Source organism: Planctomycetota bacterium (assembly GCA_039182125.1).
Lineage (GTDB): Bacteria > Planctomycetota > Phycisphaerae > Tepidisphaerales > Tepidisphaeraceae > JBCDCH01.
Genome location: JBCDCH010000018.1, coordinates 29,753 through 53,469, shown reverse-complemented (window position 1 = coordinate 53,469; position 23,717 = coordinate 29,753). Strand labels below are relative to the sequence as shown.

The window sequence follows — 23,717 nt, the reverse complement described above, 5'->3', positions numbered from 1 at the left end:
CGTGGCGTCGGGTCGCGGTTTGCGGGTGCGGTGGTTTGGCGGACGCGTGTCACGGTGATATAACCTTGAATCCCAACGGAACCCCCGACGGCGGCCATCGGTCGCCGTTGTTGGCTTTTCGGGCGACCATTCACGCCGACAATCCGAGGAGAACCCACGCATGTCCATGTTTTACGTCACGCTCGTACTCACCAGTCTCGCCGGCGCGATCGCGCTCGGCTTCGCGTTCGCCAAAAGTAGATGGATCAGCAGCCAGGACCAGGGCAACGAGACGATGCGCTCGATCGCCGAGTCCATCCAAGAGGGCGCGCTAGCGTTTCTCAAGCGCGAATACGTCGTGCTCGGCACCTTCGTCGCGGTCGTCGCGGTTCTGTTGGCCATCGCGTACAGCGTCGGTGACAACGGGTCGCCGGTCATCGCGGTATCGTTCGTCGTCGGTGCGTTCTGCTCGGCACTGGCGGGCTTCTTCGGGATGAAGGTCGCCACCCTCGCCAACGTTCGCACCGCCAACGCCGCCCGCACCGGCATGTCCGGCGCGTTGCAGGTCGCGTTTTCCGGTGGGCTGGTCATGGGCCTGTGCGTGGTCGGGCTCGGTATCCTCGGCCTGTCGATCCTGTTCCTGATCTACGGCGCGATCTACATCGGCGGCGAAGGGGCCGCGTTGCAGGCCAACGTCAAGGTCGCCATCTCCATCCTCTCGGGCTTCTCGCTCGGTGCGTCGAGCATCGCGCTCTTTGCCCGTGTCGGCGGCGGCATCTACACCAAAGCCGCTGACGTCGGCGCGGACCTCGCTGGCAAGGTCTACGAAAACATTCCCGAGGACGACCCGCGTAACCCCGCCACCATCGCCGACAACGTCGGCGACAACGTCGGCGACGTGGCCGGCATGGGTGCGGACCTTTTCGAGTCGTACGTCGGCTCGATCATCGGCACGATGGTGCTCGGTGCGGCCGCGATCGCCGGCATCAGTGCGACCGGCCAGGGCTCGCCGATCGCGCTGGTCATGTTGCCGCTCATCCTCGCCGCGACGGGCATCCTCGTCGCCATCGGCGGCTCGTTTCTCGTCAAGGTCAAGGAAGGCGGCTCCCCCGCCAAGGCCCTCAACATGGGCGAGTTCGGTGCGGCCGGCGTCATGCTCGCACTCTCCGCACTCATCATCTTCCTCGTCGTCCCATCCGCCGGCGTCGAGATCGACGGCAAGGAGTTCGGCTGGCTCGGCGTGTTCGGTGCGGTCGTCACAGGGCTCATCGCGGGCCTGCTCATCGGACTCGTCACGGAGTACTACTGCTCGACCAAGTTCAACCCGACCTACACCATCGCCAAGCAGTCGCTCACCGGCAGCGCGACCAACATCATCGCCGGCCTGGGCATCGGCATGTACTCGACCGGCATCCCGATCCTGATCCTCGCCGGCGGGCTTGTGCTTGCCGATCAATTTGCCGGGCTCTACGGCATCGCGATCGCCGCCGTGGGTCTTCTCTCGGTCATGGGCATTCAGCTCGCGGTCGATGCGTACGGGCCGATCTCCGACAACGCGGGCGGTATCGCCGAGATGGCCGAGCTGCCCCCCGAAGTGCGTGAACGGACCGACGAACTCGACGCGGTCGGCAACACCACCGCCGCCATCGGTAAAGGCTTCGCGATCGGTTCGGCGGCGCTCACGTCGCTCGCCCTCTTCGCCGCCTACACCCAACAGGCGAACATCAACATGGGCCTGGACATCACGCGGCCGATCATCATCGCAGGCGTGTTCGTCGGCGCGATGTTGCCGTATGTGTTCAGCGCGATGGCGATGGCCGCGGTCGGTCGCGCCGCGGCGGCGATGATTACCGAGGTCGGCCGGCAGTTCGCCGAGATCCCCGGCCTGCGCGAAGGCACCGCCAAACCCGACGCCGCCCGCTGCGTCGACATCTCGACCAAAGCGGCGATCAAGGAGATGGTGCTCCCCGGCGTCCTTGCCGTGGCAACGCCAGTGCTGGTGGGTCTGATCAGTGCCGAGATGCTCGGCGGACTGCTCGCGGGCGTCACCGTCTCGGGCGTGCTCATGGCCCTGTTCCAATCCAACGCGGGCGGCGCTTGGGACAACGCCAAGAAGCGTATCGAGGGCGGCATCGAGATCGGCGGCGAGACCTACGGCAAGGGCTCGGAAGCTCACAAGGCCGCCGTCACCGGTGACACCGTCGGCGACCCGCTCAAGGACACGTCCGGCCCGAGCATCAACATCCTCATGAAGCTCATCGCGATCGTCGCACTCGTCATCGCCCCGCTCATCGCGCTGCCCACCGCCGATGCCGGCGTCACGGTAATCGACGACGATCCCACGGTCGCCGAAGTCGACCAAGGGCCTGAGCTGGTCGATTGAGCCGAAAGCCTGATCTTCGCGCAGTTTCGGAACCCGCCACGATTGTCGTGGCGGGTTCCGCGTTTGCGGTTCGGGATTTGGTTACCGGGATTTCCTACACTCGTGCATGCGCTCTCCTGAACAACTCGACCAAGCCCGCGCGTTCGCCATCGCCGCGGCCCGAGCGATGAAGGATGATCGCTGCTCCAACGTGCGTGTTCTCGATGTCGTCGGGCTGACGAGTATTTGTGACTTCATCGTGCTGGGTACCGGCACGAGCGAACGGCAGATGCGGACCGTGGTCAAGAGCCTGTTCGAGGTCGCCGAGGAAACGGGCTTCGACCACATGGGCGGACATCGCCGCGATTCGGCGGGCCAGTCCTCGAACTGGGTCGCGCTCGATTTCATCGACGTTGTCACCCACGTCTTCGACCCCGACGCCCGCGAGTTCTATGACCTCGACAATCTGTACGGCGACGCGAAAGACGTTGCGTGGGAAGAGATACCCAGCTCCAGCGACGGCTAAAGCGACGTTTTGCGAGGCAACTTCCACGCGGGGATTGGGGATTTGGGCATCGGGATTTACCCTGCACGGATGCGTCGTCTGCGGCACCTCCTTGCCAACGTTTCGATCGCCCTGAGCGCGCCCTTGCTCATGGCCGTGCCGGTGTTGCTCGCGGTGGTGTTGCTCGGCGGCCTGTCGTATCTCCAGGGACGACGCACCGTCGATGAGCTTTCGAGCCAAATCGTTGACCAAGTCGGCGGCCGCATTGAGGGCCGGCTGAATGATTTCCTGGACATCGCCGCCAACGTCAACGGGCTCAACACCCACCTGATCGCGACCGGTCGGCTCAACCCGAACGACCTGCGTGGCTGGGCCGATTCCTTCAACTCCCAACTTCGCGAAGTCGACGGCATCTCGAGTCTCTGCTTCGGGACGCCCGACGGCCACACCGTTTGGCTCATCCGCTACGGCGACGAGTACGAGTTCGCGATCAAGGACGAACTCACCGGGCCGAACATCGAGGAGTACCCGCTCTCGCGCAGCGGGGAGATCATGCCCAAGCTGTCGGGCAGTTACGCCTATGACCCGACGCAGCGACCCTGGTATCAGACGGGCGTGGCCAATCCCGACGGGGCGTTCACCGACGTCTATTCCTACGTCCGCGCCAATGCCGCCGACGGGGAAGGTGGCGTGCTCGGGCTCGGCTTCGCCCAGGAAGTCCGCGACGAAACCGGCGAGTTCATCGGCGTCATGGACACCGAAGTCACGCTCGGCGACATCACCACCTTTCTGCAATCCCTGCGTATCGCCGAGTCGGGCGTGGCGTTCGTCATCAACCACGAGGGCCATCTCGTCGGCACCAGCGTCAATCAGGCGACCGTCGACGACCAGGGCAATCGCATCCGCGGCGCGCAGGCACAAGACCCCAGCGTCCGGGTCGCCGCCGCGGCGCTGCGTGGGCAGGTCGGCGACTACGCGACCCTCTCCCCGGACGGGACTCAACTGGATATCGATGTCAACGGCAGACGCGCCAGGGTCAGCGCGTTCCCGTTTCGTTCCGATCACGAGTTACCGTGGGTCATCGTCACCGTGGTGCCGGACATCGACTTCATGGCCGGCGTTTACGAAGCGCGGCGTTGGTCGTTGTTCGCCGGTATCGGGGCTACGCTCGCGGCCCTGCTACTCGGCGTGATTGCCGCCCGCCAGCTCGCCCACCCGATCATCAAACTCGCCGGCCACCTCAAGCAAATGGGCACCGGCGACCTCGACACCCGCCTGCGGCTCGATGTGGCTTCCGAACTCCGCGACGTCGCCGACGAGGTCAACGAGATGCAGGACCACCTCAAGGATCGCCTTCGGCTGCGATCGAGCTTGGCTTTGGCGATGGAGGTGCAGCAATCGCTTCTGCCCAACCGTCCGCCAAGCCTACCGGGCCTCGATATCGCGGGGCGCAGCGCTTACTGCGACGAAACCGGCGGCGACTACTTCGACTTCATCGACGTGTTGTCGACGAGCGACGAGAATCAACTCGTGCTCGCGTTGGGCGACGTGATGGGTCACGGCGTTGCGGCCGCGCTGCTCATGACCACCGCCCGCGCCTCACTGCGCAGCCGGGCACGCGACTCCGGCTCGCTCGCCGATCTGCTCACGCATGTCAACGAACTTCTGGTACCCGACACCGGCGGGCTGCGATTCATGACCATGGTTCTGGCAGTGCTCGACCCGACGCACCGAACGATGCGTTGGGCGAGCGCCGGGCATGACGCGCCCATGATCTACAGCCCGGAAACCGACACGTTCGACGAGCCCGAAGGCGGCGACGTTCCCCTCGGCGTGGTCGGCTCGGTCGCTTACGACGAGTACGCCGTCGGCCCGCTACCGCCCGGCGCGATCATCCTGCTCGGCACCGACGGCATCTGGGAAACCCAGAACGCGCAACAAGAACTCTACGGCAAGGACCGCCTGCAAAACCTCATCCGCGCCCACCGCCGCGGCACCGCCGACGAGATCGCCGGCGCCATCCATGAAGCCGTCAACAAATGGGCCGGCGACGCCGCTCCCCACGATGATGTCACAATGGTCGTCGTAAAGCTTGACGAAGCAGAGCAACTTTCACGTGAAACCGATCATGCAGCGGCACTGCGAGTGGATTAGCCCGCACTACGATCCGCGCATGAGTATTGAGAAATCTCAGGTCGCCTTCGCCGAGTCCTCTTTGGTAATGCCCGGAGGCGTGTCGTCGCCGGTACGGGCTTTTCAAGGGGTCGGTGGGACGCCGGTGTTCGTTGCCGATGGTGAAGGGTGTCGCGTCACCGACGTCGATGGTAATCGCTATATCGACTACGTGATGAGCTACGGCCCGTTGATCGCCGGGCACGCCAACGACCGCGTCATGGCGGCGATCTGCAAGCAAGCCGGCCATGGCACGAGCTTTGGCATGCCGACCATGGCCGAGACGACGCTTTGCGACACCATCGCATCAGCCCTGCCGAGCGTCGACATGGTTCGGCTCGTCAACAGCGGCACCGAGGCGGCGATGAGCGCGATCCGGCTGGCCCGCGCCGCCACCGGACGCAACAAGATCGTCAAGTGCGCCGGCTGTTACCACGGCCACGTCGACGGGTTGCTCGTCGAAGCCGGCAGCGGTGCATTGACGCTCGGCACGCCGTCCTCGCCCGGCGTACCGAAGTCCGTCGCGGCCAACACGCTGACCGTTCCGTACAACGATCTCGACGCCGCGGCAAAAGTCTTTGAACTCCACGGAGACGATATCGCCTGCTTCGCCGTGGAGCCGATCGCGGGGAACATGGGATTGGTCCCGCCCGCGCCGGGTTACCTCGCCGGCTTGCGTGAACTCTGTGACAAGCACGGAGCGATGCTCCTCTTCGACGAAGTCATGACCGGGTTCCGCGTCGCCTGGGGCGGTGCGCAGGTGCGTTACAACATCCGCCCGGACCTTTCGTGCTTCGGCAAGGTCATCGGCGGTGGCCTGCCGCTTGCGGCGTATGCCGGCCCCAAACACATCATGGAGCAGGTCTCGCCCGCCGGTCCGATGTACCAGGCCGGCACACTCAGCGGCAACCCGCTCGCCACCGCCGCCGGCATCACGACGCTCGAGATCCTCCAGGAACCCGGCGCTTACGACACACTCGAAACGCGCAGTGCCCAGTTGCAAAACGGCTTGGAAACGGCCGCAAAAGACGCCGGCGTGCCGGTCTGCGTCAACCGCGTTGGCTCGATGGTCGGACTCTACCTCGTCGACGCCGAAGGCGACACGGTGGAGAACTTTGCCGACGCGACAGCAACGAGTGCCGACCGATTCGCGACGTTCTTCCACGCGATGCGCGAGGCCGGCGTGCTGCTTGCACCCTCACGATTCGAAGCGCTTTTCGTATCGCTGGCCCACGACGAGGAAGCGATCGAACAGACCGTTGCCGCCTCCGAGATCGCGTTCGCCGCGGTCAAACGCACCGACATTTGAATCACTCGACACGCAAGCGCTCGTTGAGAACACGGTCGCCGTCGATCTCGTACAGCCCGCTACGCAGGTCGGCCGGCCCCACGAATGACGGGAATCGGTACCGCTTGATCGTGCTGCTTCCAGGCGCGAGGTCGATGACCAACCGCTCTTGCCGGGCGTACCCGGGCGCGACGACGAAGCTGTTGTAGTTGATCGGTCCCTCGCCGTAGTTGGTGATGACCTGCTGGACCACGAGCGTGCCGCGATCGAGGAAGGCCATGCTCGAAATACTCACGTCCGAAAGTCCCAGCCGCAGGTCGATCGGCACGTCGAGTACTTCCAGGTCGCTCGAATCAAATCGGAACCGCACCGTCGTCGGCTGATCGCCGGCCGGTGAGTTGAACGGAAAGCGAATCCGCACCGGCACCTGAGCCGTCTCGCCCGGTCCAAGTTGGAACCGCCGCTGCAGCGGCTCAATCTCCCAACCGTCGGGGCCGGTGACACTGAACGTGCCGGTCAGGTGATACTTATACGGATTGGTGAACGAGAGTGTCCGCTGGTGTTCGCCGAAGCTCGCCTCGACGAGCGGGTTATCCAGCGTGGTGGAAAGTCGGAGTTTCGCGAGGTTGGGATCGACCCCGACGATGAAGCTCGGCACCTGCGTGGCGGTGAAGCGGACGCGTCCGTCGATGACCTCGAGCGGCATGCGGTTGCCGAGCATGTCGACCAGCACCGGTGCACCGCCGACGGCCACGTCCAGTTCGACATCTTCGTGATGCTCTTCGGCCCAGACCATCATCACACCGGTGCCGTCGATGTCTTCATAGATGAAGCCGCGCGTGAGTGGCGAGACCGGCACCTCCCCGACAAACGTCGTGTGACCGAGCGTTCGGAAGATCGTCCGCATTGGTAAGGCCAGCGGCGTGGGCTGTTGGATGCCGTCGCGCTTGGTCATCGGCATGCGGAGCATCACACGGTCGGCGTCGGCAGACACCGCGTAGCCGATCCGCAGTGCCAGATCGCGCCACTGCTGCGGCATGCCGAACGGCTCGGACGCCAGCGGGTCAAGGCTCAGCGTTACCTCGCGTGGCACCGAATACCGGCGCAGGTCGTCGACGTACAACGGCACTTGCTTGGGCAACACGCCGGTCGGCACGCGCAGGGTCAGCGCCGGTTCGTTCCCGGGGATGTCCATCGGTTCGTACCAGATCGGCCAAGGCATCGACACGCGATCGCTACCGAGCAACGGGCGGAGGATCGCCTGGGCCCGGCGGTAAGCGTGTTTACGTTTCGCATCTTCGGGCCAGAGTTCGGCCGTTTCGATGTCGCCGATCTGCCAGCGCCGCATGAGTGTCGCGTGACGGGCGGCGATGCCGCCGATCGGATCGTGCCACCGCTCGTCCCCACCGGCGTCAGACCAGTCCTCGGCGGTGGGCGGTTTGATCAGGCATGCCGACGCATCGATGCCCAGGATCTGAAGCTCGCTCAGCAACGCGGAGAGATCACGCTCGTCGTTGAAGCCGGTCTCCGACCAGAGCGGCAACACGACCGACCCCACACCGAATACCGGGAGCACGTCCTTGGAGTGCTTGATTGCGTCGGCCGACAGTCGGGTCAAGTCGAACCCGAAGCGTGCATCGCCGTATCCCCGTCGCGCCGTCATCGCATCGGTCTCGTCGGGACACACGACGAAAGAAAGCCGGCGACGCAGGAGCAACTGACCGTGTTCGGCGGCACTGACCAGCATGCGTGCTTCGTAGTACCCGGCCGGCAGCGGTGGCAGCGCGACCAGCGTCGGTCCGTCGCCCGCAAGTGTCGGCATCGGGCCGCTGCGTCGAAAGACTTCGTTGCCATGCAAATCGGTCACGGCGATCGTGGCGGTCAGGTCATCGGTCCGCTCGTCGACCACGGCGAGCCGTAAAGACGGCCGCTCGCCGGGAGGAAACACCTGCAACGGCGTCGGCGTATCAAACACGAGGGTCGGCACGCGCGTGACCACGATGTCGTCGACCCACGCCGAGCCACGCACGTCCAACCGCAGCGCCTTGCCGAGGTCGCCACCGATGTCACGGTAGTCCTCGACCGCGTCGAGTTCGGTCGGCTGATACAGACCTATCTGCAAAACCAACGAGCCGCCGTCGGCGTCGGTCGGAGCGACCAGTTCAACGGCGCGGCGCTCCCAGTTGCCGCGATGGATGTCCGAAGTGGTTCGAGTCCCGTCGATCATGCGGCCGGCCTTGTCCGCGAAGTACGCCTCGACCGTCGCCGCGGCGTGCCTGTTGCCGAGCGTGCGCAGGGCAGCCTCGACGCGGTAGCGGACGCCTGGGGTGACGGGAATGGTGTGCGGGGTGAGGCGGTAGGCGACGCTGCCGCCGTCGAGCTTCATGTGGAACGACCAATCGCCGGCAAACGCGGGGGCTTCGGCCGTGGAGCGCTCCAGCTTTCCGCGGACGTAGTGCGGATAGCCGGGACCGACGATGCGACGCCAACCCATCGGCACCTCTTCGGTGTTGCCCAGCGATCGCTCCTCGAAGTCGAACACGTGCAGCACCCTGCCCGATCCGTGGACGGTGGCGGCGCATAGCAGAACGACGATTGCGGCGAAGAGGCGCATGGTCCGATAAACGCATCGGCGATTCAGCGTCGGACCGGCCAACTTTTGCCGACGGACGGCCGCCCCGCCGCCCCGCTACGATGCCCCCATGGCTCGTCTCTCCGACGTCCCGCGCGTGATCAAGCACGTCGGGCCCATCAGCTTCGCCCGCCGCATCGCCCACCAGATCGGTGACGACAACCTGTTGACCTGGGCCGCGGCAATGGCATATTCGTGGCTCTTCGCGCTGTTTCCGTTCCTGATTTTTCTGCTGACGCTGGTACCGCTGTTGCCCGGGTCGGTGCGTGGCCCGATCGTCGATCGCGTCGAGTCGTTCGTCGAGGAACAACTGCCCGGTCCCGCCGGCGACACGGTGCGGCAGACGCTGCTCCCGCTGCTTGGCGAGACGGCGGTCACGACGAGCACCGCGGACGTGATTCGCCTTGCCAACGGTAGCCAACTGCTCGGCGACATCGTCGAACTCGAACCGCAGGATTGGACCGCGACCGAAGACAGTCAGATACCCGATTCGCTCAGGTTTCGACTCGAGGGTGTCGAGCGGACGCTCCGCTTCGAGGCCGAGGAACTGTCCGAAGTCGAACTCGGCACCGAGTCGCAGGTGACCGTTTCGGCGGTTCCCATCGAAGGCCTTCGCGGGATCCTGTCGATCGGTTTGCTGCTGACCCTGTTCACCGCGTCGGGCGGGATGAACATGACGATGTCCGCGCTGGACCGCTGCTACGACATCAAGAAGCCGCGCCCTTTTTGGAAACAGCGGCTCATCGCCATCGCCCTCACCGTCGTAGTCGGCACGCTGGTGATTCTCGTGCTGGTGCTGCTGCCCATTTCGTCGCTGATCCTGCAGTTCCTCACCGGCGGGTTGTTCGCCAACTGGTTCGGCATCGAGATCGAAACGGCCTGGTGGGTGTCGCTCCTGATCAACGTCGTCCGTTACACATTCGGCATCACGCTGCTGGTGATGATCCTGGGGCTGGTGTATCACTTTGGCCCGTCGCTCAAGCGCCGCTTCCACCTGATCACGCCCGGCGCGGTGTTCACCATTGCCATGTGGCTACTCACGGGCCTGGCGATGCGGACCTATGTCGAAGGCTTCGGCGGGACCGAGAACTACGCGAAGACTTACGGCGCCGTCGGCGGCATCGTGATTCTCCTGCTGCTATTCTACGTCGACGCGCTCGTGCTGATGATCGGTGCGGAGATCAACAGCGAAATCGACTTCGCACTTCTTGGCATCCCACGCAAGGGCGACGAACACCCGGAGGAAGTCGAAGCCGCCAAGATCCCCGAGAGCGATCTCGACGAGGAAGAGCGTGAACTTCGTCAAGAGTTGAAGGAAGCGGTCGAAGGCACGCCCGATCCGGAAGAACCGCCCGGGAGTACGCCACCTGTCGAGGACACACCAGGCGATCCGCCGTCGAAGTCGTAACTCGACGGTCACGATCGCTGGGTGGCTGGACGGGATTTCTGTACGCTCTCCCGCGGAGGTGTCTCATGTATCAACGGATTTCATTCGCCGCTATCGCGGCGATCCTGTTCACCGCGCTGCCAACCCTCGCCGAGTTGCCCAAGGTCTTGGTCGGCGACAGACAGTTCGAAACCGACGACAGCGAACGTGTCGATTTGCGCAGCGTCAACGTCGGCAACTGGCTGCTCATCGAGCCGTGGATGCTCGCCGTTGCCGACGAAGACCTCCGGGCCGAATATGGCTTCGATCAAGTGCTGATCGAACGATTCGGCGAGGAGAAACACGCCGAACTTAAGCGGATTTGGCGGGACAACTACATCACCGAGCGGGACTTCAGACTGATCGCCGAGTCCGGCTTCAACACGGTGCGTGTGCCGTTTCATTATCACGTCATCGAAGACCCCGACGCGTTGGGCACGGTGGAGGACTTTCACTACCTCGACCTGGCCGTGAAGTGGGCGACTGCTCACGACTTGTACGTCATCCTCGACATGCACGCGGCACCGGGACACCAAAGTGTCGACGGCCCCTCTGGCAGGATCGGCTACAACCGGCTTTGGACCGACGAGCAAGCCCAGGACCGTTTCGTCTCGCTCTGGGGCGAGATCGCGGCCCGCTTCAAAAACGCACCGAACGTCGCGGCGTATGACCTGGTCAACGAGCCGTGGGGCGAGTTCAACGACGCACACGGTCCGGTGTACGGGCCGTTGATCGATCGCGCCGTCAAGGCCGTTCGTGAAGCCGACCCCGCGACGCCGATCCTCGTTGCCCCACTCATCGGCGGAAACTTCGAGCCGCTCCGCCGCTATCTCGACGCCGCCCCGGATAACGGCTGGACCGGCGTCGCGGTCACCGATCACTACTACCCTGGCCTTTTCGGTAGCGAGCCAACGCTTTTGAGCCACGCCCGACACGTCGCACTGCTGGAACCGAAACTCGAACAGACCCGCGCCTGGGGCGTGCCGCTTGTCATCGGCGAAATGCAGATCGTCTGGGACCGCCTCGACCAGCCGACACTCACGCGCTGGTACTTCGACAAGTACAACGACATGGGTTGGGCACCGGTGCTCTGGTCGTGGAAGCTGGTCAAGGATCGGCCCGGCGTCCACCCGGACAACTGGTACTTCGTGACCAACGCCGAGCCGTGGTCGGTCCAGCTACGCAGCGACAGCTACGACGACATCGCCGCGGCGTTTCGACGGCTTGGCACGATCGAGTATGCGATGGACGTGGAACTGCGCGACGCGTTGATTGCCGAGGAAGGGGTGAACATCGAACTGCCCGACCCACAGCTCGGCATCAGGGAAGTCGAACTAACCGATCCTCCTGCCGGCTGGCAAACGCACACGATCGGTGATGGGTCCGGCGGTGGAATCGTTGACGGTTCGATCAACGAAAAGGCCTTCGCGCTCGCCGGCCGGGGCAACGACATCTGGGCCGACAAGGACGCATTCGTGTACCTCGCGCGGCCGGCCGGGGACAGCGAACACTTCAAGACCACGCTGATCGAGTACGCCGGCTCGGGGCAGTGGTCGAAGGCGGGCATCATGCTGCGAGAAAGCAGCGCCGAGGACGCGGCTTTCGTTTTTGTTCATGCGTTCTCCAATGGCCGGATCACGGTGGCCGCACGCTCGGCGTCCGGCGCTGCGGTGGTCGAGCGCCATCTCGACTACGAAGAGCCGGGCCCCCTGCCCCTGCGGCTGGCGATCGAGCGTGACGGTGAAGACGTGCGCCTCGGCTGGGCGCGCGGCGATGAACCGTGGCAGTGGACCACCTCGCCGGCCGACGTTTCGTTCACCGACGAGTCACTGATCGGCTTCGCGGTCAACAGCAACATGCCCGGTCATCACGCGGTCGTCACGTTCGAAGGTGGCCTGGACCGAGGCGAGTAAGCACAACAATCTCAATCGGTCAAAAGCACCTAATCAGCGACGAAACAGAGACGCCGCGTAGCGGGCCGGGTTGCGGACCGTGCGGCGCAGATGGCCGAAGTTACGCACCGCCCAGATGGGCAGTGTCAGCGCGGGCAGCAGGCCGACCATCCCGCCCGCCGATCGCCGGGGCCAACCCCCCGCGTCGATCTCCGGGCCGGCGATGCGGTTCATCCACCACACGTCCCCCGCGCCAAGCTCTTCGCGTTGGCCGCTAGGGAAGCTGCTGTTGTCTCGTGGTACCTGCCCGGCAAGCGGCGCGCGCTCGACGCTGAGAAAGTCCTGTAAGTCGTCAAGCACGGCCTCCTCACGATCGGCCAGCGCGCCGATATCGAACCGGAAAACACGGTCCGCGTGGGTGGTCTCGAGTTCAAACACGGAGCGAAAGTATCGTCGCCAAATCAGCGCACACGTGATCGGGTGATACACCCGCTCCGCATGGGCACGCCGTTCGGCGTCGTACTGCTGACCCTGAAACTTATAGCTGCGCATGAACGAGTACGGATCGCGCAACGTCACGATGAACTTCGCATCGGGCACGGCGTCGAGAATGCGATCGACATGATTCACGTGATGCGGCGTCTTTTCGATCACCAACGGCTTGCCCTCGGCAACACCGAACGCACCGGCGTAGGCGTCGAACACTTCGGCGACCGTGCCGCCTGCGGCGGTCATCGGTTCGAGACGTTCCCGCAGAGCCGCGTGGAGTTCAGGGGTGTTCGCACGGCGCAGCGTACCAACATCACCGGTGTGCGGACCCCACGTCCCCGCAATCGCGCCGTCGAACTTTTCTCGCACCTGCGTGCCGCTGAGCCGACCATCGGCGTCAGGCTCGAACCAGTGCCGACCGAAGAAGCCGCTCTCGCCAAAGCAGGCTATCCGCGGATGACAGTTGAGCACTTTCGACAGCCACGTCGTCCCCCCGCGAGAGGTACCGACGACGAACGCGATCACGCGGGGGGACATGGCTCACCGTAGGGCAGGCACCGCCTGCCAATCCGATCGCGCTCGATGCGTGGCAGGCAGTGCGCCCGCCCTACGAAAACAGCTTCAACGCTTCGTGGTCGCCTTGCAATACCTCGGCGGGATCCACGTTGAGCCAGTCACGGAGCATGCTGGCATAAACCCGGCGGAAGTCGGTGGTGAACTTCACGTCGCCGTTGTCCAGATCGTCCTTGGCCAACGAAAGCGAGCCGCCGTGCAGGCCGGCTTTTATTTTCGGACCGACGACGAACATCGGGCCGGCCGCGCCATGGTCGGTGCCCTGCGAGTCGTTCTGCCGCACGCGTCGGCCGAACTCGCTGAAGACCATCGTCGTGACCTTCGAGTCGAGCTGCTTGGCACCGAGGTCCTTGTAAAACGCTCGGATGGATTCGGTGACGTTGCGGAGCAGGTTCTCGTGCTGCTGGATCTGGTTGGCGTGCGTATCGAAACCGCCGATCTGGCAATAGAAGACGCGGGTGCCGAAGTTGCCGGCGATGAGCCGGGCGATGAGTTTGAGGCGATTACCGAGATTGCCGGGGTAGTCCGCGTCGGCCTCGTAAGCACTGGCGACACGGCGGATCTCGTCGGCGCTGACGATGGCGTTGTTGGCCTGCTTGGCGAAAAACGCAGCACGCGGGTTGTCATACTCGGACTGTGCGAACTCCTCGATCAACTGCCGCTCCAGGTCCTTGTCGAAGCCGGTGCGGTTATCGAGGACGATGGAGAAGTCGTTGAGGTTGTTGATGGATGGGATCGGCGCGCCCTCGGTGACGAGCGCCTGCGGGAGTTCGTCGCCGATGTTGACCGCCGAGAGGGCTTCGGACTGGGTACCGCGCGAGAGGTGATCGAGGTAATGACCCAGCCAGCCCTTGGTGTCGTTGAGCGACGGGTCGGCCGATTGCCAAATGGCCATCGACTCGAAGTGCGAGCGGTTCTGCTGGGGGTATCCACAACCGTTGACGATGGCGAGCATGCCCTCGTCATACATCGCCTTGAACGCACCCATGCCGGGGTTGAGCGCAAACTCGTCGGAAACCTTGTGAAGCCCGTCGGAGAGCGCGATCTTCGGCCGGGATTTCTTGTAGTCGTCGTTGCCGACCGGAATGACGGTGTTGAGCCCGTCGTTGCCGCCCGAGAGCTGAACGACCACGAGCACGTTGTCATTGGCAATGGCGGTGCCGGCGGCTTGGTCGGCGTGCGCGAACTTGGGCACGAACAACGGCGTCGCCCCGCCGAGCGACAGCATGCCCAGCCCGCCGAGGCCGACCTTCATGAATTCACGTCGTGACTGATTTGCCATGGAAAATTCCTTGAATCTAGGCCCTATGCGAGCTGGAAGTACGGGGTGGTCATCATCAGGTGCAAGGTGCCCTTGACCTTCTTGCGAACGGTGTTGCCGTTGAGCTTGAACTCTTCGATCGGCTCGTTCTTGTCGTTTCGCATGAAATAGTCGACGAGTTTGCTACGAACCTCGCCGGGTAAGTTGCCGTCGAGGAGCAGGTCCGCGTAGTGGTCGACGAGACTGTCGGCCGAGTCGAGGTTGTTGTTCGGGAGGAAATGCTCGAGGCGGTGACTCTTGGCGTACCAACGACCTTCTTGACGGGCGACTTCGAGGGCGAAGCGGTAGCGTACGAGAATGGTCGCGGCATTGACCCACGCCTCGCCGCCGGTCCAGCCGGAGACGTCCGGCGGAAACAACAGCCGCATGCCCATCTTGCCCATGAACTCGCGGACGAACTCGGCCTTGAGCGTACCGCCGAGTGCGCGGCCCGCACCGATGCAGAGCGTCGCGGGGTCCTTGATGAGCGAGCGATACGCCCCGTCGCTGTAGAACGCACGGCAGCGGAACATCTCCTTGAGCACGGTGCCGATGTGCCAGTCGTTAGCGGTGAGCCGACCGGCGAAATGATCGATCATCGGCTGCGGCGGCGTTGGCGTGAGGAAGTGCGTAAGCAGCTTCTCAGCGATGAACTTCGGCGCCTGCTCGGTCGCGAGCAGCAGATCGACCGCCCCTTCGTCGTTGAAGTTTCCGGTTTTACCGAGGATCGTCTTTTCGCCGTCGTCGAAACGGTCCTTGAAGAACCGGGCGTTGTTGCCTTGCACGCGCCAGCCGGTGAAACAGCGGGAGAGTTCCTTGATGTCGGCTTCGGTGTAGCCGTTATCGACGCCGAGGGTGAACAGCTCCATGATCTCACGGGCGTAGTTCTCGTTAGGCTTGCCCTTGGCGGCGTTGTTGCCGTCGAGCCAGAGTAGCATCGCCGGATCGCGGCCGACCTCGACGAGAAGTTCACGGAAACTGCCCAGCCCCTTACGCCGGAACAGTTCGATCTGCTTGTGCATCCGTTGCTGGTTGACCTTGGAGCCGCCGGTCGCGAAATGGTTGTGCCAGAACAGCGCGATGCGTTCCTGCAGCGGCCGATCCGTGCGGAGCATGCGGAAGACCCACCATTCCTGAACCCGGCGATGATTATCGAGGCGGAAAACCTCGCCCATTTCTTCGAGCAAGTGGTTGTGCGGATCGTCTTCAGGATCAAAGTTGAACAACGCATCGATGGTCTTCGTGGTTCCATCGGCGACGGCGGTGTTGAGCTCGTCGGGGGTCGCACCAAACGCGCACCGTCGTATCAGATGCCCGGCCTTGTGTACGTCCCACGGGTCGCCGTCGGTCGGCTCGAACACGTCGAACGGACGGGTACCGAAGGCATCCATGCTGGTCTGATTTTCAGGCATTTCGAATTCCTCCGTGGTAATCTACCAAATGTCGCTGTTTAGTTCACTACGATCTTCATGTGGATCGGCATTTGGCGGCAGCGCCCTACAACGCGATAGACATCGAGGGATTGAGCCATTCATTCGCCAACCTCCGTGCGATCGGGCCGATTGATCTTGCCGTGCCGAGCGGGCAGTTCCTCGCGATCCTCGGCCCCAGTGGCTGTGGTAAATCGACACTCCTGCGACTCATCGCCGGCCTCCTCTCGCCCACGGACGGGGCCGTTGAAACAGACAACCGGCGGACCGGGTTCGTGTTTCAGGATTCTCACCTTTTGCCCTGGCGCACGGTGCTCGACAACGTTCGCCTACCCGCGGAACTGGAAGGCAACGACGCCACCGAACATGCTCGCGACCTGCTCAAAGAGGTCGGGCTTTCGGATTTTGCCGGTGCATATCCGAACGAACTGAGCGGCGGCATGCGGATGCGGGTATCGCTGGCGCGGGCGCTGGTGACGACGCCGGAGTTGTTACTGCTCGACGAACCGTTCGCCGCGCTCGACGAGATCACGCGGCAGGAACTGGACGACATGCTCCGCCGGCTGTCAGTCGAACACGCGATGACGACGGTGTTCGTCACGCACAGTGTCGCGGAAGCGGCGTACCTGTCGGAACGCGCGGTGGTGCTTTCGCCGCGGCCGGGCCGGGTCGTCCTCGACGTACCGATCGAACTGCCGGCCCAGCGCGACGCTTCCCTCCGTGGAACCGCCGAGTTCGCGCGTCAGACGGCGCTGTTGTTCGAGGCACTCCGATCCGATGTTCCGGGCGAGGCGGTGGCCCGGTGATCCGAAGCGTGCTCCCCCCGATCGTCGTGGCCGTTGCTGCCATCGCCCTGCTCGAAGGAATTGTGCGCGTTGGGATCGTGCCGGCGTTCCTCGTGCCGCCGCCGACCGCCACGTTCCGCTCGCTCACGTCACAAGGCGACCTTTGGACCGCGCTCGGGCAGACGGCTCTTGGTGCGGGCGTTGGCTTTGCCTGTAGTGCGCTCATCGGCACGATGCTCGCGGCTGTTCTTTCGGCCAACGTCTGGATGCGGCGTGCGTTTTACCCTTACGCGGTGTTCTTCCAGACGGTGCCGCTGGTGGCGATCGCCCCGCTGCTGGTGGTTTGGTTCGGTAGGGGTGTACAGACGACCGCATGGGCTGCGGGGATCGCGAGCGTCTTTCCCGTGATCGCGGCAGGCTTCGCGGGCTTCCGGTCGGCCGACCCGGCGCTGTTGGACCTGTTCCGCCTGCACCGCGCTTCGTTGTGGCAGACGTTCTTCAAGCTGCGCTTGCCGTCGGCGTTGCCGAAGTTGTTCGTCGGATTGCGAATTGCCGCGGCCCTGGCGGCGATCGGTGCGGTCGTCGGCGAGTTCATCACGGGTCTGGGCTTGGGCGGAATTCTCACGATCGCCAGGACGCAGAGCGACTACCCCAAGGTATTCGCCGCACTGATCCTCTCGTCGGTGCTGGGGCTGGTGCTTTTCGGAAGTGTTGACCTGATCGGCGGGCTGTTGTTGCGGCACTGGCGCAATGCGTAACGTTCAACCATGAGATGGTGTTTGGTGTTGACCCTTTTGCTCGTTGGCGTGGCCTGTTCGGATGATTCCGTTGCCGAGGACGGGTCGGCCGAGGTGACGTTGCAACTCAACTGGCTGCCCGAACCTCAGTTCGGCGGGTTCTACGAAGCCGAGCGGATCGGCGCGTTCACGGACCGACGACTCACGGTCGACATCTCGCCCGGCGGACCCGACCTATCGCCGGTTCAGATCGTCGGCGGTGGCGGTGCGACCTTCGGCATCTGCGCGGCCGACGAGCTTCTCATCGCACGCAGCAAGGGCAACGACGTCGTCGCCCTGTTCGCCGCCTATCAAACCAACCCCCAGGGTTTGATGCTCAAGGCCGACGATCCGGCCGACTCGATCGGAGCGCTCTTCGAGCGTGGCGGTTTGATCGCATGGCAGTCGGGACTGCCCTACGCGACCTATCTCAAACAAAACCTCGGCGACAACTTCGAGGCGGAGTACCCCAGCCCGTTCGGCGACCTGACCGAGTTTCGCATGGCCGACGAGTATGCGATGCAGGTGTTCGTCACAAGCGAACCGATCACCGCACGGCGGGAGGGCCTCGACGTCAAAACATTCCTCATCGCGGACGGCGGCTACAACCCCTACGCAACCGTGCTGATCTGCAAGCGTGAGTTTCTCGAAGCCAACCCCGACGTCTGTGCCCGCATGATCCAAGCGGTACGCGCCGGATGGGAGTCGTATCTCGCCGACCCCACCTCGGCCAACGCAATCATGCGCGAGCTGAACCCGACGATGACCGCCGACGCATTTATCGCCAGTGCCGAAGCACAGAAGCCGTTGATCGAAGCAGAGCCACTCGGGGCGATGTCGGCCGAGCGATGGCAATCACTCGCCGAGCAGCTCGTGTCCGTAGGGGCATTGCAGGACACATCCGTGGTCGACGGTGCATTCGTGGAGTAAGCGATGTATGAGGCGAAGTGAGGCCGGTGGGGCTCGAACCCACGACCGTTCGATTAAAAGTTCTTGCTATCGCACCCCCAACATGTCACATATCAGGGCGAAAACGGCGTTTTGGGCACAATACCGACGCCAGCGGGGATTGCAAGTATTGCACACAGTGACAACTCAAGCGGTCAATCGGAGCCAAACCGGTCAAACCGGTCAATCTTGCGGCTGCTGGCCAAGTGCCAGGGCGGGGCGTTGCCGGGTGAGACGGTCGTAGAGGGGGAGGTAGTGGGGTAGGCTTGTAAACGTTTGCAGACGACTGGGCTTGTAAACGTTTACAGAGTCGGCACCGATTCGCCCCGCTGGCCACGTGCTGGCGGTGCGTGTCTAGGTTGAGAAGTGACGGGCGTTGAGGTATGGCAGACCCTTTCAGCCATATCCAGCTGGTAGCGTTACGATATCGGTTTCGGTAGCGTTGCCGTCGTGTCCGGGGACTGGCGCGATCAACAAAAGCTCGAAGAAAAGGCCAAACTTGCGACATTGCAAGCCAACGCCGAGCACCGCCGGGAACGGCATGCCCGACTACGAGCACGTCTTCACACCCTGCTACCGTTGCCACTCGAGGCCTCGATTATCATTGCTAGTGCAGCAATTTCAGTTGCACTCTCTCTGCCCATTGGAATGGTGTCCCTGAACATGCTCGCCACTGCCTTGGCGGGCGGCGTTCCGATCATCGTCGGTATCGCCTTAGCCATCGGCTTCTTCTTCTCCCTATCGCCCGAAGATCGTGTCGACTTACCCGAAACATGGATCGTTCGGGCAAGGGAACATCGAGAACGTAAGCTCGCCGCGAAGGTGCGGGCGACCGAGCTCGCGGAACAGTCGGCAAAGCTGGCAACTGAAATCCGGAAACGCGAGCGAGAGCGTCGTTCTCACACAGATTCACGGAGCCCAGATCGGGCAAACGACCAAGAAGCCGTGTTTCAAGTTGACCACGATGCTTGGCGCAGTCACGTTCGCTCGCGCCCCAAACCTGATGGCACATACTTCCACCCGGCGTGGGGGCGTGAGCACACCCATGTGGATGATCTAACCGGTGACGAGTTCGAGTATTTCTTGGAGTACGTGTTTCGCTGGCTGGGGTACAACGTTCGTCATGTCGGCGGACCAGGAGACCACGGCGTTGACCTCGTCGTCGAGGCAGACTTTGGCTGGTGTGTCGTTCAGGCGAAGCGGTATAGCGGGGTCGTCCCAAACACCGCAGTGCAAGAAGCGTTTGCCGGCATTGCCATGTACAACTGCGAGTACGCCGTGGTTGTGACGAATAGTTACCTGAGCGAGGGTGCAGTAATGCTTGCCCAGCGGAACCGAGTCGCATGGATTGACCGCGACGGCTTGGCGATGCTCCTGCGTGGCGAGCATTCAATGTTCCCTCGCCGCAACTGACAGGCAATCACTCTGCCTTTTGTGTCAACGCGTCCACCGTCACACCGAGAACTTCGGCGATGCGTTCAGCGGTGCTGAGCTGCGGGTCGGGTTTGTCCCCCCGCTCGACTTCGCTCCATTGGCTCGCGTACTTCATCCCCGCACGGCGGGCCGCCTCCGCTTGCGTGATGCCGAGCCGAAGCCGCAGCGTGCGAATCGTGTTGACGTGGATGGGCACCTCAACAGAATACCAACGAAATCTCAAATATCAAACGAATAGCGACAAAATAGAACGTACGCTATTGACACGCTGGCGGGCAGTCGATACCGTAAACGCGTCGTCGGCACTTCGCCGCGACCGGGCATTCGCCCGCAAACAAAACGGCCCCCCGGATTGGCGTAGGAACCTCCGAGGGGCACAGCACCGGAGTTAGCCGATGCAGACTCATTCTATCCCAACGGGCGCGCACAACGTCGCCGCCGACGCGTTCATCACCGCCGACAACGCCGAAAACGCACAATCCTTGCTCGCGAGCGTCGAGCCGACGGACGACGACCTCGCCGAGTACGCCTCACACCTCGCCCGTCATGAGCCGGTGCTCGACGACGACGCGGCCGACGCCCTCGCTGCTATTCGGTACGCCAATGAGCAGCGCGGAAGGATTGAGTCGGGAGTCCGTGCGTTGCTCGGCAGGCTCAACCGCCCCGACCTTGCCGCGTTGCTCACGGTCTCCGTCACCGTTGGCATCGCGTCACACGTGGACGGTCAGCGTGTAGGCGATGCGACGTATCGCATCGAGTCTGGCAGTTACAGCGGCGAGTGGTCTACCGATCGCCGCACAAGCGTTGAGGATGCGGTCGTGATGGCCGTCGATAGCTTCCTGCTCGACGCCGACTTGCCCGACGTGCCCGCGCTCGGCTTCCGCTTGTAGCCCAAACAAACCGCCTTGCTCGGCATGACCGCCGGGCAGGGGTTTTATAGCCGCCGACATGGAGGTACGTGGTACACTACTTCCCTGTCTCGCCGACGGTGAAACTTTTTTGTATGGCGGCGTCCCTTTCTATAGCGGGCGGGCACAGGAGTACGACATGACCTTGGACCTCAAGACCTTTGGCCAGATCGCCGACGACCTCGGCTTGCCACCCCACCAGACCAAGTACGCCATCGACAAGAGCGGAGCCCGGCCCGTGACTCGTGTAGCCGGGACGCGGCTTTTCGACCAAGCGGCGGTCGAGCAGATCAGGGCGACCGCAGCACGCATAGCGGCCAAGCGGCGGCAGTCGGCGACAGCGTAAGCAACAAACAAAACACCGCCCCGGCGTAGCTTGGCGACTACCGAGGCGGTGTAGGACAAGGTGTGTGGCGTGATCCTAACAGATACCGACCGACAAGTCAACTTAGACTCCGCTACGATCGACATATTGCACCGCCGACATGACGGATATGTCGTCTTTGGTGGAGGCGAGGGCGACGATTGGGCAGAGACTGCTACCAAAGCCATGAGCGTGAACCTTGCTGCAATCAACGACCGATGGGGTGGACGGCTTGACGGTGACGCCTACTTCTCACTCAACGGGTTTGTGCGCGGCCAGCGTGGCAAGCAGCACATCCGCTGGCTCACGTCCTGCTTCGCCGACCTCGATTGCTACAGGCTCGGTGTTGAGCCGATCGACCTGCGGTACCGGCTCGACCAACTCCAGCTCGCGGGCGAACTGCCGCAGGTGAGCATGTACGCCGAGTCGGGTCGCGGCCTCTGGGCGTTCTGGCTTCTCGCCGAAGGCAACGACCAATCGCCCGTGCGAGCATGGCCGGAGAAGGTCGAGCTATGGGACCGCATCCAAGCGACACTCAACAAGCGACTCGCCAAGCTTGGAGCAGACGCCCAGGCGTACGACGCATCGCGCGTGTCGCGTGTGCCCGGCTCGATCAACACCAAGGCCAAGCTACCCGCCCGCTACTGGATCAGCACCGACTCGCACGGAAACGCAGCCACCTACGGACTTCAAGACATCGCCGACCGCCTTGGCGTGAAGCCGCCCAGGCAGCGGCGGCGAGCAAGTACCGAAGCCGTTGATCCCGCACGTCGCAAGCAAGGCAAGCTTGGCCGACTCGGACTCGGCAAGTGTCGAGCCGAGCAACTGGAGATGCTGTCCGAGATGCGAGGTGGTTTCCCCGAAGGCTGTCGCAACTCCGCCCTACTCATCTATGCGTCTGCGCTCATGACAGCCGAGACGCCGCGACACGAAGTCGCCCGCAAGGTTCATCGGCTTGCCGCTCATTGCCGGCCGAGCTTCCCGGTCGCCAAGGCCGAGTCCGTCGTCAAATCCCAGATCAATCGCGAGCAGCCGCTCAAGTGGCGTAACGAGAGGATCGTCGCGGAGCTGTACGTCACGCCGCTAGAGGCCGAAGCGGTCGGACTCGCCTCGCCCGAGAAGGCGAGCCGCAGTGAGATCGCCGCAGCCCGTGAGCAGCTTGTACGTCAAGCCATCGAGCGTGATCGGTCCATGAGCATCCGAGCCGTCCATGCGTGGGTGCGTGAGCATTGGGCCGGCCCCAAGCCACCAAGCCGTGGTGCCATCGCTACTGACCTACGCCGACTGTCCGCATAACCCATCGGCGTCCCAGAGAGGCAGCAGGGAGACCCCCCCTATATGCTGCGAAGTTGGACACTGAATCCGTCTCAAAACGGCAAACCGACCATGCCCTCGACCCTCGCCCAACGCCTGCGTGAGTTAGGTGCGTTCATCAACGACGACGGTGAGCTACGCATCCACGGCCGCCCTGGCCCGACGCTTGATCGGGTGTACGAGCAAGCGAGCGAGTCGGAGTGCCCGACCATGCGTGAGGCTGCGCGGCTGATCCTGCGGGCAATGAGTACCGCAGCCAACTTTGACGGGTCGTTGGTACGGGACACCACCCGCAAAGCAATCGCCAACATCCTGCGCGGCTCTAACGATGATTGACACAAAAGCAGATAACGCGCGATGCGACGCACTCGCGGCCCACTTGCACGCGTTGGGCGTATACCTCGACAGCACCGGCGGTGTGGCGATGCGCGGCAATCGCGGAGCTGCCCGGCAACGCTTGCACGCGGCAGCGGCAGACATGGAGAGTGCAACGCGTCGCGATGCTGCGCGGCTGGCGTTACGTGCTACGACCGACCGACTCGACCGACGCGGGCAGCCGATAGCGCCGCGGGCAACTGCCGAGATCATCGCGTTACTTCGCGGGGTGGCTAGTGAGTGACGCAATCGAGCAAGTCGATGCCACGCGGGCTGACCCAAACCGCGACCGACGCGGGCAGTTCGTGCCCGGCAACCGCGCCGCTTGCGGTGGCGGAAATCCGTTGTTAGCCGCGAGCAACAGGCTGAGGGCCAAGCTAGCCGCAACGCTCACCGACGACGACATCGACGCGGCTATCCAAGTGCTACGTGATGGCATGACCGACGAGAACAAGCGCGTTCGGATGGCCGCTGCGCGGGAACTGCTGGATCGCTCGGTGGGACGCCCTTCTAGCAGCTTGGAGTTCTTGGCAAAGTTTGAGTCCGACGGGGTACAACCGCGATTTGACATGACTCGGCTAAACGAGGAGCAGCAGCTCCATCTACGGGAGATACTCGCCCTCGCGGCGGGTTAGGGCAACCACAACTTTGCACCAACCGCCGAGCCGGTGACCGCGTGTGCGGCCGAACGGATGGCGGACGTGTCGCCGGACCGATGGCAGTGGCCGAGCGGGTGGCTTTGCGTGTGCGCGCACTTCAACAACC

The 23,717-nt window shown here is 63.5% G+C and carries 20 protein-coding genes; 15 read left to right on the top strand and 5 right to left on the bottom strand.

Annotation, left to right across the window (positions count from 1 at the left end):
- Positions 1-160 precede the first annotated feature (160 nt).
- From AAGD32_06760 to hemL, 4 genes are all read left to right on the top strand, one after another.
- Complete coding sequence (locus AAGD32_06760; protein MEM8873945.1) at positions 161-2,362, top strand: sodium-translocating pyrophosphatase; 2,202 nt, start codon at positions 161-163, stop codon at positions 2,360-2,362.
- Positions 2,363-2,468: 106 nt separating this feature from the next.
- Complete coding sequence (gene rsfS, locus AAGD32_06755) at positions 2,469-2,867, top strand: ribosome silencing factor (protein ID MEM8873944.1); 399 nt, start codon at positions 2,469-2,471, stop codon at positions 2,865-2,867.
- Between the two features lie 69 nt (positions 2,868-2,936).
- Entirely contained in the window at positions 2,937-5,000 is a 2,064-nt protein-coding gene (locus AAGD32_06750) for a SpoIIE family protein phosphatase (GenBank protein MEM8873943.1), read from the top strand.
- A gap of 19 nt (positions 5,001-5,019) precedes the next feature.
- On the top strand, positions 5,020-6,327 hold the full coding sequence (hemL, locus tag AAGD32_06745) for a glutamate-1-semialdehyde 2,1-aminomutase (protein MEM8873942.1): 1,308 nt from the start codon (positions 5,020-5,022) through the stop codon (positions 6,325-6,327).
- Between the two features lies 1 nt (position 6,328).
- Here the strand turns inward: hemL and AAGD32_06740 are convergent, their stop codons facing one another.
- Positions 6,329-8,920, bottom strand: a complete 2,592-nt coding sequence (locus AAGD32_06740) for an NEW3 domain-containing protein (GenBank protein ID MEM8873941.1) — start codon at positions 8,918-8,920, stop codon at positions 6,329-6,331.
- Between the two features lie 88 nt (positions 8,921-9,008).
- Here AAGD32_06740 and AAGD32_06735 point away from each other — a divergent pair, with 88 nt between their 5' ends.
- Together AAGD32_06735 and AAGD32_06730 are read left to right on the top strand one after the other, a co-directional pair.
- Positions 9,009-10,346, top strand: coding sequence for a YihY/virulence factor BrkB family protein (locus AAGD32_06735; GenBank protein ID MEM8873940.1), 1,338 nt, complete (start codon positions 9,009-9,011; stop codon positions 10,344-10,346).
- Between the two features lie 65 nt (positions 10,347-10,411).
- Positions 10,412-12,277 carry a cellulase family glycosylhydrolase gene (locus tag AAGD32_06730; protein ID MEM8873939.1) on the top strand — a complete coding sequence of 622 codons (1,866 nt, stop codon included), beginning with the start codon at positions 10,412-10,414 and terminating at the stop codon, positions 12,275-12,277.
- A gap of 33 nt (positions 12,278-12,310) precedes the next feature.
- On the opposite strand, the gene AAGD32_06725 is transcribed toward AAGD32_06730, so the two are convergent.
- The 3 genes from AAGD32_06725 to AAGD32_06715 form a co-directional block, all read right to left on the bottom strand.
- A complete protein-coding gene (locus tag AAGD32_06725) occupies positions 12,311-13,282 on the bottom strand; it encodes a sulfotransferase (GenBank protein ID MEM8873938.1) in 972 nt (323 codons plus the stop codon).
- 70 nt (positions 13,283-13,352) lie between these two features.
- Positions 13,353-14,600, bottom strand: a complete 1,248-nt coding sequence (locus AAGD32_06720) for a DUF1501 domain-containing protein (protein MEM8873937.1) — start codon at positions 14,598-14,600, stop codon at positions 13,353-13,355.
- A gap of 23 nt (positions 14,601-14,623) precedes the next feature.
- On the bottom strand, positions 14,624-16,030 hold the full coding sequence (locus AAGD32_06715; GenBank protein MEM8873936.1) for a DUF1800 domain-containing protein: 1,407 nt from the start codon (positions 16,028-16,030) through the stop codon (positions 14,624-14,626).
- A gap of 59 nt (positions 16,031-16,089) precedes the next feature.
- Here AAGD32_06715 and AAGD32_06710 point away from each other — a divergent pair, with 59 nt between their 5' ends.
- The 4 genes from AAGD32_06710 to AAGD32_06695 all read left to right on the top strand — a co-directional run bounded on the left by AAGD32_06710 (position 16,090) and on the right by AAGD32_06695 (position 19,970).
- Positions 16,090-16,854 carry an ABC transporter ATP-binding protein gene (locus AAGD32_06710; GenBank protein MEM8873935.1) on the top strand — a complete coding sequence of 255 codons (765 nt, stop codon included), beginning with the start codon at positions 16,090-16,092 and terminating at the stop codon, positions 16,852-16,854.
- Positions 16,855-16,862: 8 nt separating this feature from the next.
- A complete protein-coding gene (locus AAGD32_06705; GenBank protein ID MEM8873934.1) occupies positions 16,863-17,591 on the top strand; it encodes an ABC transporter permease subunit in 729 nt (242 codons plus the stop codon).
- Between the two features lie 9 nt (positions 17,592-17,600).
- Complete coding sequence (locus tag AAGD32_06700) at positions 17,601-18,539, top strand: ABC transporter substrate-binding protein (GenBank protein ID MEM8873933.1); 939 nt, start codon at positions 17,601-17,603, stop codon at positions 18,537-18,539.
- A 468-nt stretch (positions 18,540-19,007) separates the two neighbouring features.
- Entirely contained in the window at positions 19,008-19,970 is a 963-nt protein-coding gene (locus AAGD32_06695) for a restriction endonuclease (GenBank protein ID MEM8873932.1), read from the top strand.
- Between the two features lie 7 nt (positions 19,971-19,977).
- On the opposite strand, the gene AAGD32_06690 is transcribed toward AAGD32_06695, so the two are convergent.
- On the bottom strand, positions 19,978-20,187 hold the full coding sequence (locus AAGD32_06690; protein MEM8873931.1) for a helix-turn-helix transcriptional regulator: 210 nt from the start codon (positions 20,185-20,187) through the stop codon (positions 19,978-19,980).
- A 199-nt stretch (positions 20,188-20,386) separates the two neighbouring features.
- On the opposite strand from AAGD32_06690, the gene AAGD32_06685 reads away from it, so the two are divergent.
- The 5 genes from AAGD32_06685 (at position 20,387) to AAGD32_06665 (ending at position 23,587) form a co-directional block, all read left to right on the top strand.
- The gene (locus tag AAGD32_06685; protein MEM8873930.1) at positions 20,387-20,881 is read left to right on the top strand and encodes a hypothetical protein; all 495 of its coding nucleotides are present in this window, start codon (positions 20,387-20,389) and stop codon (positions 20,879-20,881) included.
- A gap of 157 nt (positions 20,882-21,038) precedes the next feature.
- Positions 21,039-21,245, top strand: a complete 207-nt coding sequence (locus AAGD32_06680) for a hypothetical protein (protein ID MEM8873929.1) — start codon at positions 21,039-21,041, stop codon at positions 21,243-21,245.
- Between the two features lie 210 nt (positions 21,246-21,455).
- Entirely contained in the window at positions 21,456-22,559 is a 1,104-nt protein-coding gene (locus AAGD32_06675) for a hypothetical protein (GenBank protein ID MEM8873928.1), read from the top strand.
- Positions 22,560-22,649: 90 nt separating this feature from the next.
- On the top strand, positions 22,650-22,913 hold the full coding sequence (locus tag AAGD32_06670; GenBank protein ID MEM8873927.1) for a hypothetical protein: 264 nt from the start codon (positions 22,650-22,652) through the stop codon (positions 22,911-22,913).
- A 275-nt stretch (positions 22,914-23,188) separates the two neighbouring features.
- Positions 23,189-23,587 (top strand): hypothetical protein, encoded by a 399-nt coding sequence (locus AAGD32_06665; GenBank protein ID MEM8873926.1) that lies wholly within the window; start codon positions 23,189-23,191, stop codon positions 23,585-23,587.
- Positions 23,588-23,717 lie beyond the last annotated feature (130 nt).

What these genes read in the sequence shown, in the direction of transcription:
- AAGD32_06740 (MEM8873941.1), bottom strand. Translation starts at nt 8,920, where the DNA reads ATGCGCCTCTTCGCCGCAATCGTCGTTCTGCTATGCGCCGCCACCGTC.
- AAGD32_06685 (MEM8873930.1), top strand. Translation starts at nt 20,387, where the DNA reads ATGCAGACTCATTCTATCCCAACGGGCGCGCACAACGTCGCCGCCGAC.
- AAGD32_06725 (MEM8873938.1), bottom strand. Translation starts at nt 13,282, where the DNA reads ATGTCCCCCCGCGTGATCGCGTTCGTCGTCGGTACCTCTCGCGGGGGG.
- AAGD32_06720 (MEM8873937.1), bottom strand. Translation starts at nt 14,600, where the DNA reads ATGGCAAATCAGTCACGACGTGAATTCATGAAGGTCGGCCTCGGCGGG.
- AAGD32_06730 (MEM8873939.1), top strand. Translation starts at nt 10,412, where the DNA reads ATGTATCAACGGATTTCATTCGCCGCTATCGCGGCGATCCTGTTCACC.
- AAGD32_06760 (MEM8873945.1), top strand. Translation starts at nt 161, where the DNA reads ATGTCCATGTTTTACGTCACGCTCGTACTCACCAGTCTCGCCGGCGCG.
- rsfS (MEM8873944.1), top strand. Translation starts at nt 2,469, where the DNA reads ATGCGCTCTCCTGAACAACTCGACCAAGCCCGCGCGTTCGCCATCGCC.
- AAGD32_06735 (MEM8873940.1), top strand. Translation starts at nt 9,009, where the DNA reads ATGGCTCGTCTCTCCGACGTCCCGCGCGTGATCAAGCACGTCGGGCCC.
- AAGD32_06670 (MEM8873927.1), top strand. Translation starts at nt 22,650, where the DNA reads ATGCCCTCGACCCTCGCCCAACGCCTGCGTGAGTTAGGTGCGTTCATC.
- AAGD32_06750 (MEM8873943.1), top strand. Translation starts at nt 2,937, where the DNA reads ATGCGTCGTCTGCGGCACCTCCTTGCCAACGTTTCGATCGCCCTGAGC.
- AAGD32_06715 (MEM8873936.1), bottom strand. Translation starts at nt 16,030, where the DNA reads ATGCCTGAAAATCAGACCAGCATGGATGCCTTCGGTACCCGTCCGTTC.
- AAGD32_06700 (MEM8873933.1), top strand. Translation starts at nt 17,601, where the DNA reads ATGAGATGGTGTTTGGTGTTGACCCTTTTGCTCGTTGGCGTGGCCTGT.
- hemL (MEM8873942.1), top strand. Translation starts at nt 5,020, where the DNA reads ATGAGTATTGAGAAATCTCAGGTCGCCTTCGCCGAGTCCTCTTTGGTA.
- AAGD32_06680 (MEM8873929.1), top strand. Translation starts at nt 21,039, where the DNA reads ATGACCTTGGACCTCAAGACCTTTGGCCAGATCGCCGACGACCTCGGC.